Source organism: Paraburkholderia phytofirmans PsJN, assembly GCF_000020125.1.
Taxonomy (GTDB): domain Bacteria; phylum Pseudomonadota; class Gammaproteobacteria; order Burkholderiales; family Burkholderiaceae; genus Paraburkholderia; species Paraburkholderia phytofirmans.
The window spans coordinates 1,711,511-1,724,901 of record NC_010676.1 but is presented as its reverse complement, the minus strand read 5'-3'; the positions used below and the strand labels follow the sequence as shown (position 1 = coordinate 1,724,901).

Annotated in this window: 13 protein-coding genes and 1 pseudogene; 2 read left to right on the top strand and 12 right to left on the bottom strand. The window is 61.8% G+C overall.

Going from position 1 to position 13,391, the window contains the following annotated elements; translation table 11 throughout:
* Window positions 1-84 precede the first annotated feature (84 nt).
* The 6 genes from BPHYT_RS27410 to BPHYT_RS27385 form a co-directional block, all read right to left on the bottom strand.
* Window positions 85-1,275, bottom strand: coding sequence for a M20 aminoacylase family protein (locus BPHYT_RS27410; RefSeq protein WP_012427382.1), 1,191 nt, complete (start codon window positions 1,273-1,275; stop codon window positions 85-87).
* Between the two features lie 68 nt (window positions 1,276-1,343).
* Complete coding sequence (locus tag BPHYT_RS27405; protein WP_012427381.1) at window positions 1,344-2,801, bottom strand: aldehyde dehydrogenase family protein; 1,458 nt, start codon at window positions 2,799-2,801, stop codon at window positions 1,344-1,346.
* A gap of 70 nt (window positions 2,802-2,871) precedes the next feature.
* On the bottom strand, window positions 2,872-4,197 hold the full coding sequence (locus BPHYT_RS27400) for an NAD(P)/FAD-dependent oxidoreductase (protein WP_012427380.1): 1,326 nt from the start codon (window positions 4,195-4,197) through the stop codon (window positions 2,872-2,874).
* 68 nt (window positions 4,198-4,265) lie between these two features.
* Window positions 4,266-5,168 (bottom strand): GNAT family N-acetyltransferase, encoded by a 903-nt coding sequence (locus BPHYT_RS27395; protein WP_012427379.1) that lies wholly within the window; start codon window positions 5,166-5,168, stop codon window positions 4,266-4,268.
* Window positions 5,169-5,193: 25 nt separating this feature from the next.
* Window positions 5,194-6,255: an NAD(P)-dependent alcohol dehydrogenase gene (locus BPHYT_RS27390; RefSeq protein ID WP_012427378.1), complete on the bottom strand. Its 1,062-nt coding sequence runs from the start codon at window positions 6,253-6,255 to the stop codon at window positions 5,194-5,196.
* 281 nt (window positions 6,256-6,536) lie between these two features.
* On the bottom strand, window positions 6,537-8,018 hold the full coding sequence (locus tag BPHYT_RS27385; RefSeq protein WP_012427377.1) for a sensor domain-containing diguanylate cyclase: 1,482 nt from the start codon (window positions 8,016-8,018) through the stop codon (window positions 6,537-6,539).
* Window positions 8,019-8,030: 12 nt separating this feature from the next.
* On the opposite strand from BPHYT_RS27385, the gene BPHYT_RS38805 reads away from it, so the two are divergent.
* Window positions 8,031-8,267 carry a hypothetical protein gene (locus BPHYT_RS38805; RefSeq protein WP_167315758.1) on the top strand — a complete coding sequence of 79 codons (237 nt, stop codon included), beginning with the start codon at window positions 8,031-8,033 and terminating at the stop codon, window positions 8,265-8,267.
* Here BPHYT_RS38805 and BPHYT_RS39225 read toward each other — a convergent pair.
* From BPHYT_RS39225 to BPHYT_RS27355, 6 genes and pseudogenes are all read right to left on the bottom strand, one after another.
* Window positions 8,219-8,326: pseudogene (locus BPHYT_RS39225) on the bottom strand (type II 3-dehydroquinate dehydratase); the annotation flags it as partial. The gene BPHYT_RS38805 and the pseudogene BPHYT_RS39225 sit on opposite strands and share 49 nt — an antisense overlap.
* An 8-nt stretch (window positions 8,327-8,334) precedes the next feature.
* Window positions 8,335-9,168, bottom strand: a complete 834-nt coding sequence (gene aroE, locus BPHYT_RS27375; RefSeq protein ID WP_012427376.1) for a shikimate dehydrogenase — start codon at window positions 9,166-9,168, stop codon at window positions 8,335-8,337.
* Window positions 9,168-10,388 carry a CaiB/BaiF CoA transferase family protein gene (locus BPHYT_RS27370; RefSeq protein ID WP_012427375.1) on the bottom strand — a complete coding sequence of 407 codons (1,221 nt, stop codon included), beginning with the start codon at window positions 10,386-10,388 and terminating at the stop codon, window positions 9,168-9,170. Before BPHYT_RS27370 ends, aroE begins: the two co-directional genes overlap by 1 nt.
* Complete coding sequence (locus tag BPHYT_RS27365; protein WP_012427374.1) at window positions 10,388-10,846, bottom strand: MaoC family dehydratase; 459 nt, start codon at window positions 10,844-10,846, stop codon at window positions 10,388-10,390. Before BPHYT_RS27365 ends, BPHYT_RS27370 begins: the two co-directional genes overlap by 1 nt.
* Window position 10,847: 1 nt before the next feature.
* Window positions 10,848-11,240 (bottom strand): VOC family protein, encoded by a 393-nt coding sequence (locus BPHYT_RS27360; RefSeq protein WP_012427373.1) that lies wholly within the window; start codon window positions 11,238-11,240, stop codon window positions 10,848-10,850.
* Window positions 11,237-12,208: a ketopantoate reductase family protein gene (locus tag BPHYT_RS27355; RefSeq protein ID WP_012427372.1), complete on the bottom strand. Its 972-nt coding sequence runs from the start codon at window positions 12,206-12,208 to the stop codon at window positions 11,237-11,239. Before BPHYT_RS27355 ends, BPHYT_RS27360 begins: the two co-directional genes overlap by 4 nt.
* Before the next feature lie 95 nt (window positions 12,209-12,303).
* On the opposite strand from BPHYT_RS27355, the gene BPHYT_RS27350 reads away from it, so the two are divergent.
* Window positions 12,304-13,209, top strand: coding sequence for a LysR family transcriptional regulator (locus BPHYT_RS27350; protein ID WP_012427371.1), 906 nt, complete (start codon window positions 12,304-12,306; stop codon window positions 13,207-13,209).
* Window positions 13,210-13,391 lie beyond the last annotated feature (182 nt).

Here is a 13,391-nt window from a genome sequence, read left to right as displayed (position 1 = left end):
CGCTTCTGGTCCTTTCAGGAATATTGGCCCTTGGACGGTAAAACGATAAGTGCAATCTTCTGAACGATTGATGTTCTCCGGTTATCAATCGGCACGAGTCTGGAAGTATTGCCGTGCCAACGTAATCCAGTATTGAACGCCCGCTGGAATGATCTCGTCGTTGAAGTCGTACTTCGGGTTGTGCAAACCCGGTGCGGCCGTGCCGGCATGGGCATTCCCGATCAGCACATACGTGCCGGGCCGCTCTTCCAGCATGAAGCCGAAGTCTTCCGATGTCATGTTGGCCGGCACGTCGGCGTGCGTACGTTCATCGCCGAAAGTCTCGCGAATCACGGCTTCGCATAGTTGGGTCTCGGCCCGCGTGTTGATGGTCGCCGGATAGTACTGGAAGAACGTGACTTCGACCTGAGCGCCGTGAGCGGCCGCCAGCCCTTCGCACATCAACTGGATGTCGCGCTGCAATTTCTGCTGAAGTTCCGATGAAAGCGTGCGTATCGTTCCGCGCAGCTCGGCGCTATCCGGAATGACGTTGTCGGTGTCGCCCGCGTGGATCATGCAGACGGAGATCACGGCGGGATCGACAGGGTCCTTGTGTCGCGCTGCGATGGTCTGGCAGTGCAGCACCATCGAACAGGCGAGCGGGATAGGATCGAGGCCAAGATGTGGCTGTGCCGCGTGAGCGCCCTTGCCTGTGACGGTAATCTTGAAGCGCGAACCGGCCGCCATGATCGGGCCGACCCGCAAGCCAAAATGCCCGCCTGGCAATCCAGGCCAGTTGTGCATGCCGAACACCGCCTCGGTGGGATAGTGCTCAAAGAGACCCTCGTCGATCATCTTTCGCGCGCCCGCGCCGCCTTCTTCTCCCGGCTGAAACACGAAATGAACGCTGCCCGGTAATTGCGGCATGCCTTTCAGAATGCGCGCGGCGCCGAGCAGCATCACCGTGTGGCCGTCGTGCCCGCACGCGTGCATGATCCCGTGCGTGCACGACGCGTGCGTGAAATCGTTGGCCTCGTGGATGGGCAACGCATCCATGTCCGCACGCAGCACGATGCCCCAATCCGGATTCGCGCCCGGCAAGCTAGCCACGACGCCCGTTCCGCCCAGTCCGCGCGATACCGTATAACCGAGTTCCTCGAGCTCACGCGCGACGACGTCGGCCGTCCTGTGTTCTTCGAAGCGCAACTCGGGATGAGCATGAAGGTCGCGGCGCAACTTTGCCCAATGCGGCTGATGCGCGGTTAGCGATGTCTCGGGAATGTCGGCGGTTTCCAATCTCAGCACCTTTTCGAAAGCTGACAGCTTCAGGTTGTCGACGTCACTGCGTGACGTCTTGCGATCGCTTAATTGTAGTACCCGAGGATCGATTTCACTTCCATGTACTCTTCCATTCCTTCGATCCCGTACTCGCGGCCGTTGCCGGATTGCTTGTAGCCGCCAAACGGGGCCTGCGGGTCCCACGCCGGGTAGTTCAGATGCACCTGGCCTGACTCGATGCGTGCGGCGACCTGGCGCATCAGCGTTTTATCCGTGCCCTGGACATGCGCGCCAAGCCCGTACACGGTGTCGTTCGCGATGGTGATGGCTTCTTCCACCGTGTCATATGCGAGGATCGCGAGGACGGGCCCGAAGATTTCCTGCTGGGCAATGGGCATGTCCGTGCGTACATCCGAGAAGATTGTCGGGCGCGCGTAGAAGCCTTGATTCAAACCGGCGGGTCTGCCTGGACCGCCCACGATCAGCTTCGTGCCGTCGTCCACGCCCGCTTCGATCATCTGCTGCACCCGGCTGAACTGCGCGCGATTCGCAAGCGGACCGTGGGTCGTCGCCTCGGCGAACGGATCGCCGACGATCATCTGCTTCGTCGCCGCCACGGCGAGTTCATCCACCTGGGCCATCACACTGCGCGGGACGATCAGCCGCGTCGGCGCGCTGCATGACTGCCCCATGTTGCGAAACGCGGCCGCTACGCCGAGCGTGACCGCACGCGGCAGATCGGCATCAGGCAACACGATGTTGGGTGACTTGCCGCCGAGTTCCTGGGCAACGCGCTTGACCGTCGGCGCGGCCGCCTGGGCGACCAGCACGCCCGCTCGCGTCGAACCGGTGATGGACACCATATCGACCTGCGGATGGGACGACAGCGCCGTCCCCACTTCGGGGCCCGTGCCGCTCACGAGGTTGAACACGCCCGCAGGAACACCCGCATCGGCGATGACCTCGGCAAACAGCAGGGCGCTCAACGGCGACAACTCGCTGGGCTTAAGGACGACGGTGCAGCCGGCAGCCAATGCCGGCCCGACTTTCGCGGTGATCTGATAGATCGGCCAGTTCCACGGCGTGATGAGCGCGCACACGCCGATCGGTTCGCGGGCGATGGCGGTGGTGCCGCGCTGGGCGACGAACGGGTACGTGGCGAGGTTGTCGCGTGCGACGCGGATATGTTCGGCCGCGAGCGGCACGTGGGCACTGCGCGCGTAGCTGATTGGCGCGCCCATTTCCATCGACAGGGCAAGCGCGAACAGTTCGGCGCGTTCGAGGACGAGGGCGTGAACGCGGTCGAGTAGCGCGGCGCGTTCTTTGGGCGACGTCATCGACCAACTCACGAATGCTTTGCGCGCGGCCTGCACCGCGCGCTCGACGTCGCTGGCGTTCCCCAACGGGATCTCGCAGAGCGTCTCTTCGGTGGAAGGGCAGACCACGGCGGCGCGTTCCGTGCCCGCAGGCGCGATCCATTCGCCGTCGATGAAGAAACGGTCCAGATGGCCAGCCTGCGTCAAATGAAGAACGGGTGATTTCATTGCAGCTTATCCTTGCGTCGATACCGTGCGCTCGCGCCAGGCGAAAGCGCGCAAATAGAAGTCGAAATCGTCAGAAGTCGGCGACCTTGCCCCACACCGATTTGTCGAACCGCTCGGGACGATAAGGCTCAGGGTCGACGATCGGCGTCACGCCCGTGACCATATCCGCCACGAGATGACCGCATCCCGGCCCGATGCCGAAGCCGTGGCCGCTCAGGCCCGCAGCCAGCACGAAGCCGGGCAGCGACTGCGTTTCGCCGATTGCGGGGATGCCGTCAGGCGTCATGTCGATATAGCCGGCCCATGAGGCGGCCACGCGTCCTTCGCCGATCACCGGACACAGATCGATGGCACGCCTGCGAATCTCGGTGAGGGTGGCTTCATCGACGCTCGGGTCCAGCACGCGCATCTTTTCCATCGGCGTAGGCTGATCGAGCCGCCAGCGGGTCATGCCTTCATGGCCCGAGCGCACGCCTTCCAGACCGCCCGGGCTGAGACTGCGCCAGCGATTCGCGAACATCGGCAGGAAGTCTTTTGCGTAGCGGGCTTTTTGCAACGTCGGGTCAAACTTGGCCAGTCCGCTGATGGCGAGCGAATACGCTTCGTCGCCGCGCCGTGTAATGGTGATGCCCTTCGTGTGCAGCGCGTCCGGCAACGTACCGCGCGGCAGCGAGACCGACATGACCGACGAGCGAATGGTCGCCTGGGGCAGGCGGATGTCGAGCTGCCGGCAAAACGTCGAGGCCCATGCTCCGCCCGACAGGACCGCGGTCTTAGTACGGATCACGCCCTGCTCGGTCACCACACCGCTGACCCTGCCGCCCTCGGTTTCGATTCCACGTGCCGCGCAGTTCTGATGAACCGTGCCGCCCAGCTTGATGATGCTGCGTGCCACGGCCGGAGCGGCGTTGGCCGGGTCGGCCGTGCCGTCGGTCGGCGCGAACACGCCGCCTTTCCAGTTGCGCCCGGTTGCGGCAGCCCGCTCGTTGGCCTGTTTGCTGCCGAGCACTTCGGTCTTGACGCCAGCAGTGCGGGCGAATTCGCACCAGCGCGTCCATCCGCTGAGTTCGTCGTCGTCATTGCTCAGATACAGCAGGCCGCTGCGGCGAAAACCGGCGGATTCGCCGGATTCGTCTTCGAACTGCTGCCACAGTCGCAGGCTTTCGGTCGCAATCGGCAATTCGCGCGCATCGCGGTTCTGTTGCCGGCACCAGCCCCAGTTCCGGCTGGACTGCTCGCCACCTACCACGCCTTTTTCGATAAGCGCGACTTTGAGGCCGCGCTTCGCGAGAAACCACGCTGTGAATACGCCGACAATGCCCGCGCCTATCACGACGACGTCGGCGCTATCGGGCAGCGTCGGGGTGGAATCAATGCGGGTCAACGGTACGCGCATCTGTGAAAGCTCCTTCGTGAGTCGCGTGTCGGGTGATCGTCTGTCGGCAAGTGTGCTTGTCGCAACGCCTAGAACATCGCCTGGCTAACGAGCCCGTACAACCGGTAGACCGGATCGGGGGCGCCTTGATGCGCGGCGGCGGGTGCGTTGCGAACCATCTTCACCGAGGTATCGACGCACTTCATTCCTTGTGCAACCAGCCAGTCGGCCAGACTCGAGCCCGAGGGCACGTCGATTCGAATGAATTGACCTTCGCGGCTGTTCAGCCAGTAGCCGATCAAGGCTTTCGCACGAAGATCGTCGGGTGAGCGCATCGCGACCATCGGACCGATCACGAGTCCTCTGCCGAAGCGTCGAAGATTCGAGAAGCCAATGATCTCGCCGTCACGTTCGAGTACCACGTTCTCGCCCATTTCCAGCAACGCGGACAGCATTGTTTTTCGTTCAAGGCCCGAAGCGCGCGTCGCGAGTTCGATGAGCGTGGGGAAATCGGCGGTAGTCGCGGCACGCAGCCGTTCACCGTCGGGCAGCGTGACAGGCAGAGTTTCGCCGACGTTGCCCTGAAACTGTTGGAGCGTATCGCACACGTTGAAGCCGAGCTTTTCATAGAGCGGACGGCCTGCCGGCGTGGCGTGCAGGAACGTAATGCGCGGTCCCAGTTCTTCGAGCAACGACTCCATCAGCTTGCGGCCAATGCCGCGTCCCTGATGTTCCGGCGACACGATCACGAGACCGAGCGAGCCGCGCTCCGTGCCGTACTTCCAGCACAACGCCGTGCCGATCACCACGCCGTTTTCTTCGGCGGCAAATCCCGTTCCCTGCTCAGCGGCGAACTGCCAGTCCTCTGGACGGTGCGGCCAACCACATACCATCGACAGAGTATGAGCCGTCGGAATATCCGCCGCAGTGAAGTTTCGATAGTGAAGCGCTTGCGATGAAGGCGTAGCGTTCACGGCACCAGTATTGTTCATTGGATTTCCTTGCCACTCATGGACTTCAGATCTCGGACTTCAGCGAGCCAAGATCAATCACAAACCGGTATTTAACGTCGCTTCTGAGCATCCGGTCGAAGGCTTCGTTGACCTGTTGAATATCGATCATTTCTATTTCGCAAGTGATGCCATGCTTGCCGCAAAAATCGAGCATCTCCTGGGTTTCTGCAATCCCGCCGATGAACGAGCCCGCCACAGTTTTGCGTTTGGACACCATCGGCGAAGAGTTCAGCGCCGGTTCGACGGGACCGAAATATCCCACCAGCACCAGCGTGCCGCCGGAATCGAGCGTGGCGACATAAGGGTTGAGGTCGTGTTGATACGGAATCGTGTCGATGATCAGATCAAAGCGGCTCTTTGCCGCCGCCATCTGTTCGACATCGCTCGACAGCACGACATCACGGGCGCCCAGTGCGCGGGCATCCGTTTCTTTGCCCGCCGATCGCGTAATCAGGGTCACGTCCGCGCCCATTGCGCTGGCCAGTTTAATGGCCATATGACCGAGCCCGCCGAGTCCGATGACGGCAACCCGCGAGCCCTCACCGACATTCCAGTGACGCAACGGCGAATACGTGGTGATGCCGGCACACAGCAACGGTGCCGCGCCCTTGAGATCCAGGTTATCCGGCATTCTGAGGACGAACTTTTCCGACACGATGATCTGGTCGGAATAGCCGCCTTGCGTACGGGACTGATCGTGCCGGTCGGTATTGTTGTAGGTCGAGGTCGCGCCGCTTTCGCAATATTGTTCAAAGCCATTCCGGCACGTCTTGCAATGCTGGCAGGAATCGACCATGCAACCCACGCCGACGTAGTCTCCTACCGTGAAACGCGTTGCTTCGGCGCCGAGCTCCTTGACCCTTCCGACGATCTCATGGCCCGGCACGATAGGGTATCTGGCGTTGCCCCAATTGTTGCGCGTGGTATGCAGATCCGAATGACAAACACCGCAATACAGCACCTCGATCACGACATCATCGTTTCGGAGGCTGCGGCGCTGGAAGTCGAACAGACTCAACGGCGTCGTCGCTGATGTGGCAGCGTATCCTCGTGCAGCCCGTACCATCTATGTGTCCTCGATAAATCCGTCTTGAGCCTGGTGGTGTCGAGAAGCTTGCGGTCGGCTCGAAGAGCCCACGAATCAGCAAGATTTCACGGGCGCTACACGGCCCGATTGAGTCTTATGTTACGTGAGCGAGGTCACACTACGACGTTCGAAAAAAATTTCAAAAGAGTACGAAAACTGCGTTTGGCGTGCCTCGCGCAGCATTTTATGTGGCGCGCTCGTCGGCGGCGACTCGCTGGAGCGGCGAATTACCCGCCGTGGCAGCCCGCTTCGTTGCTTGCTCAACCAGGCACGACAGCGTTTCTGCCGCCGCGTTTAGCCGCATACAGCGCGGAATCGGCCTTATTTGTCAGCTCAGCAAGCGATCGAGGGTACGCACGTCGGCCAGTGGCGCAGCCGATGCTCACCGTAAACCGTGCCAGCGATTCGGAAAGATGGATTGGCCCGGATTCGACCTCATGGCGTATCGCTTCGGCCACTTGCATCGCGCCAGTTTCATCGGTGTCGGGCAACACAACGACGAATTCTTCGCCGCCGTACCGCGCGGTAAGGTCGCCACGGCGGCACGCATGCCGTCTGATACACGCGGCAAGATGTTTCAATGCGAGGTCGCCTTGTGCGTGGCCGTAACTATCGTTGTATTGCTTGAAATGGTCGGCATCGATGAAAAGCACCGACAGGCAGCTCTCGTTGCGGCGAAGCCTCTCCCACTCGTTTTCCAGAAACTCATCAAGGGCACGGCGGTTTCTGACACCGGTCAACGGGTCTGTCTGGGTAAGCTCGGTCAGCAGGACCTGTGTCTTCACATGCTCCCGGAGCGCAAACGCAAGCAGCCATACCACTACGCAAAACGCAATGCCGATGGTTGCGGTGGAGACGCCGACCATCCAGGCCATGCGTCTGGAGCCGGCCAATATATCGGTTTCCGCGGGTGCGACGACGGCGATGAGGGGCGTGCCGGGAATACGCTGAAAGGTATATAGACGAACGGTTCCGTCGATAGACGATCGCGCGGCATAGAAACCGGAATCGTGGTTCACCATACGCGAGAAAAAAGTCGCCGATTTGATCGTCTGAGCCGTGCTGAGAGGGGGATTTCTTGCTATTACCGTACCGTCGGTACGGACGATCGCACTTACGCCGTGAGGGCCCACATCGAGCTTTGAGAGAAGCTGACGGAAATAGGCAAGGTCGATCGCGACCATGACGACACCGCCGAATGAGCCGTCGGGCTGATTGACACGTCTGGACAACGCGATGGCTTCGACTCCGCTTCTCGACCGTGCACGGTAAGGCGATGACAGATAAAGCCCCGCGTTTGGCGACTCGCGGTGAACCACGAAATAGTCCCGGTCACTAAAATTCCAGTGATGGGAATTCGCGCAGCATCCATCGATTAACGAGCCGCTACTGTCTGTAACGCCCGCACCCGTCAAGTACCTGGCCGAGGTACTGCTAAAGAAAATCTTATGCCGATCTGCGGAGTCCATGCTTTGCACGGCAGGATTCTGCCAGGCGGCAATCAATGTCAGAAGGGCATTGTCGGACGTTTCAAAGGTCCGCTCGATGTTGCTGACGAGGACTGAGGTCACGTTTCCAGACGTGTCGTGTGCATGGTCGAGTGCCTGGTTCCTCGCGGCCTGAAGCGTGGCGAGGCTGATTGCTGTCACCGCGAGCGCCATTAAAGTGCCCAGAACGCCGACGATCAAGGAATGTCGTCCTGCCCATACAGCCAGCTTTCCGTTGGAAATGGAAACAGACACGGTAAGATTCTTATGAATGTGCCCGGTTCAACGGTCGCGACATCAGGGCCTTTCATCGAAGGCGTCGGGGATAGTCTGGCGATTGCGGTGAGCCGTTCGAAGCTGGAAAAAATTGCCACTAGCCGCGATAACGGCATCGCCGGAAATAAATGTAGGTTTTTTGCCCGACCGATTGCGGGCCGGTTGAACGCCTCGACCGTTTACTTCGTGTCGATCTCCGCGACGGCCGCGCGCAAAGCGAGCAGATAGCTCTGCATTCCGAATCCAGAAATCTGTCCTTTGACGATTTCCGCGAAAACCGAATGATGCCACGTGATCAATCGAGGGGAACGGTAAGCTGATCGATGAGGGACCGCGTTCTGGGCCGGATGCCACGCCACCATGCGAATGCTTCCGCCGCCTGTTCCACCAGCATGCCGACACCATCCGCGATGCCCAGCACGCCCGCATTGCGCGCGAGGCGCAGGAAGGGAGTCAGCCCCTTGCCGTAGGCCAGTTCGTAGGCCGCTCCTTTCGGGTTGAACACATTCGGGGGAACCGGCGGTAACTCACCGGTGAGGCTGGCCGACGTGGCGTTCACCACCAGGTCGAAGCCGCTCATCGCCGCAAGGTCTTCGTAACCGCAGGCGATAAGTGAGGCGCGTGCTCCGATTTGCGCCACCAGCGCCTCGGCTTTGGCCACGTCGCGGTTTGCAATGACCAGTTCAACGGGCCGCGCCGCGAGGAAGGGAAGCAACGCCCCGCGCATCGCACCGCCGGCGCCAAGGACCAGGACGCGTTTGCCGGCCATCGGCAGGTCCAGATTGACTTCGATATCGCGCACCAGTCCCACGCCGTCGAAGTTTTCCGCCGCGATCCGGCCGTCTTCAAACTTCAGCGCGTTCGCTGCTCCGGCCAGTTGCGCTCGCTCACTGCGCTCATCGGCCATCGCGAACGCCTTTAGCTTGAAGGGCGCCGTGACGTTCATCCCTTTGCCGCCCGCGGCCCTGAAAGCGTTGACGGTCTCGGCAAACGCCTCGTGCGGGCTTAATGGCCCTTCGATGGCGGTATAGGACATGTCCTGCTGCGTCTCTTGTGCAAAGAGACCGTGAATCAACGGGGATTTCGTGTGGCCGATCGGGTTGCCGATCACCGAGTACTGGTCAGTCATCATGGCCTCGCGTTTGAAAACAGCACGCCGTCGGTTTGCATGGCGTAGATTTCGGCAGCGCCGAAGCCCAGTGAACGCGCGACTTCCGCGTTGTGCTGGCCAAGGTCGGGCGCGACCTCGCGGATCGTCGTATCGCAATCGGAGAAACGGAACGGCAGATTCGGCAGACGCAGCGTGCCGTAGCGCGGATGCTGCTGCTCGACCACCATGCCCCGCGCGACGATCTGCGGATCGGCGAGCACTTCGTCGATGCGCTGTACCTTCGCGCAAGGCACGTCGATGCCATCGAGCAGTGCCAGCACCTGGGCCACCGGCCGGCTGGCAACCCAGGGCTGGACCACGGACAGAATCTCCAACCGGTTGGCATTGCGCCCCGCGCCGTCATGGAAGCGCGTGTCGGCTCCGAAGCCGGACGGTCCGCCATGGGCCTCGACGAGGCCGGCAAAGCGTTTCCACGCGTCGTCCACCTGCGCCGCGATTACGAGGTCGCCATCGGCGGCACGGAACACACCGTAGAGCGTCGAAGTGGGCATGTCGTGACCAGTCTGTTCCGGAACGACGCCTTGCAGCGTGTAGCACTGCACTGCGTACTCGTGCATCGACACCAGCGTGTCGTAGAGCGCCATGTCGATGTGCTGCCCCCGGCCGCTCTTCACGCGACCGAGCAGCGCGGCGTTGATGGCCGCCACGGCGTGGATGCCCGTGTACATGTCGCCGAGCGAAATGCGCATCAGCGGCGGCGGCTCGCCGGGAGTGCCGATCATCTGCATGATGCCGCTCTTCGCTTCTGCAATCAGGCCGAAGCCGGCGCGATGCGCATCCGGTCCCGTATGGCCATAGGCGGAGATCGAGCAGTACACCAGTTGCGGATTTCGCGCGGACAGCTCCGTATAGCCCAGCCCGAGCTTGTCCAGAGCGCCTGGCCGGTAGTTCTCGACGAACACATCCGCCGAATCGCACAGGCGCTGCATGAAGTCCTTGCCGCGCGGGTCCTTCATGTTGACGCTGACGCCCCGCTTGCCCATGTTGAGTTGCAGGAAGTAGCCGCTTTGTTCGTCATCGAGCACGGTGGCATGCTGGCGCCCCGCGTCGCCGTTGCCGGGGCGCTCCACCTTGATGACTTCGGCGCCGAGCGCCGCGAGACACCGTCCCACGTACGGACCTGCCAGAAAGTGGCTGTAGTCGACGACGCGAATACCTTCTAAAGGACGGGCTTGCATCAGAACGCTCCCGGTCGGCGCGGCACCATCAGGCGATGCTCACCATGCTGGACGACCTGGCCGTCCTGATTGATCAACTCGGACGGCAACGCAACGATGCCCCAGCCGGGTCGACTCTTGCTCGCCCGCATCGCGCCCACGCGGAATTTCACGTGCAGCACGTCATTGACCTTGATGGGCAGATTGAAGTCCCAGGTCCAGCCGAGCGACATGCCCGGAAGGAAACGGTAGTCGCTTTGAGTCTTGAGCCCATCGGCGATAGACAGTCCAAACAGGCCGTGTGCCACGATCGAACCGAAGTGGCTCGCGTTCGCGTATTCTTCGTCCACATGCACCGGCGTGTGATCGCCAGTGAGTTCGGCATAGGCCAGAATGCGTTCTTTGGTCACCGTGTAGGACGGGCTCACGCACTCGTCGCCTTCGGTGGCGTCGTCCCAGTATTTATCGACGATCGTCATGTCACACCTCCGCGCGTGGGTCGATCTCAAGTGCCCGCGCGACGCACGAGGCCGGCTTCGCCTGGATCAGTTCGACGGCGAGGCCGTCCGGCAGGCGCAACCAGTTGCGCCCCTGTGGCATTTCGCTGACGCCGTATCGTTGTGCAGCGGCCAGCGCGGCCTCCATGTCTTCACACATCACGCCCAGGTGGCCGAGCCGGCCCTCAGGCGCGTCATGATCCGGGTTATGGATGAATTGCAGACCGCCAAGCGTCCAGTACTGCCGGGGTTCCTCGCGCGTGCCGTCGACTTCGCGCATCGTCATGCCGAGCACGTCTTCGAAAAAGCGGATGTGCCAGTGAATGTCCTTCACCCAGATGGCGACATGTTCCAGATACGCCTTGCTGCCGTTCATGCGGTTGTCTCCTTGGTCCCATGCAACGTGTTGCTGTGTTGTCGGTCGGTCATGGCACGCTCGATGCCCTTGATGCAGGCCACCAGCGTCGTGTTGACCGGGGTCGGCACGCTGTGCCGTTTTCCCCAGCGCACGACCGCGCCGTTGATAAAGTCGATTTCGGTGATGGAGCCTTTTTCGAGGCTTTGCAGCATCGAGGTCTTGAAGGCAGGGGACAGTCCTTCGCCGGCGAGGGTCCACGCTCGTTCGGGATCCGTGGTGGAAAGCGTCACACCAGCGGCCCGGGCGACGGCCATCGCTTCGGCGACTGCTGCGAGTGCGGTCGCCTTCAGAAGTGGTTCGTCATAGAGCTGGCCGTAGGTCAGACCCGTGGTGCCCGTCAGCGCGCCGGTTGCCACATTGACCAGGAGCTTGTCCCACATCGTGCCGACGATGTTGTCGCTGACCGTGGTGGCCAGTCCGGCGGCAGTGAAGGTATCGGCAATCGCGATAGCGCGGGACGTGACCTGACCGTCGAGTTCGCCAATGTAAGTGGCCTTGCCGGCGACGCCCGACTCGATGTGCCCCGGGCTGCGCATCACTCCGCCTACGTATGTTTTGCCGGCCAGCACCCGCTCCCGGCCCACGATGTCGGCGAGAACATCTTCGTGCCCAAGGCCGTTCTGCAACGAAAGGACCCGCGTTTCGGGTCCGATCAGCTCCATGGCGCCGCGCATCGCGGCTTCGGTGTGGAACGACTTGACCAGCACGACGACCAGATCCACGGCGCCGGCCTCCGCGGCCCGCGTGGTGGCCCGGACGCTGACCTGGCGGGAACCATTGGGATCGTCCACCCGCAGACCATCGCGTCGCATGGCCGCCACGTGGGCCACCGACCGGTTCAGCAGCCAGACCTCGTTGCCGCCTTCGGTGAGCGCCGCGCCAATCGCACAGCCCAGTGCGCCTGCGCCCAGAATCGCAATCTTCACTGCCGTCTCCTTAATGTGGAGACCACGATACGATTCGGCGTTCATATCGGCAATGCAATGGATACAATGGTGTCATTGCGTCAGACAATACAGCCATGGAATCGACTGAACTCCCCGATCTGAAGCTATTGCAGCTGTTCGATCTGCTCTACGACGTGCGCAGCGTCACCCGCGTGGCCGAGCAGCTTGGACAGAGTCAGCCGACCGTCAGCATCTGGTTAGGTCGATTGCGGGAGCATCTGCAGGACCCGTTATTCATCCGCACGCCGGGCGGCATGGCGCCCACGCCGCAAGCCGATGCGCTCATTGGTCCATGCCGGGAAATCCTCGAATCGCTGCGGCGCTTCGTGGCGTGGGAAATCGCCTTCGATCCGGCCACCGCAAAACGGCGGTTCCGTATCTGCATGACCGACGCCAGTCACATCACGTTGCTTCCGCGGATGCTGGCGCATGTCCGCGCGCAGGCACCGGGCGTTCGTCTTGAAGCCGCCAGAATCGACGGCAACACGGAGCGCGCGCTGGAATCGGGTGAAGCCGACCTCGCGATCGGTCACGTGCCCTGGCTGGGCGGTGGGATTTATCAGCAGCAGCTATACACACAGGATTGGGTGTGCCTGACGAATCGCCATCACCCGCGGCTGCGCGCGAGGTTGAGGCTGAAGCAATACAGCGCGGAGGGGCATGTCGCGATTACGGCGGGGACGGGCGCGCAGTTGCTGGAACAGGGGCTGGCGCGCGCCCACGTCGAACGCGATGTCGTGCTGGAGCTACCGGGTTTTCTCGGGCTCGGAGCAATTATCAGGAGCACCGACCTGATCGCCACGTTGCCGCGACACATCGGCGAGACGCTGGCGAAGGTCAATGATCTGGCGGTCCATCCATGCCCGGTTCCCGTGGACGGTTTTGCCGTTCGGCAACATTGGCACGCGAGGTATCACCACGAAGCGGGCAATCGGTGGCTGCGTGCCGTGATGGTGCAATTGTTTGGAGCCTCGGGCTGATCAGGCGCATACCTCGAAGGGTCTCGATCGATCCATTGCCGATGCGCCCGCGTGCGAACGGAGATTGGGAATCGGCGGCGGATTGGCCAGGTACGTTCTGCGAATGTCCACGATACCGGTTTCCCGGTGGAACGAGCCCTGCAACCGTCTTATACAGAGCACCTTGCATTCGCTCCCAGCGC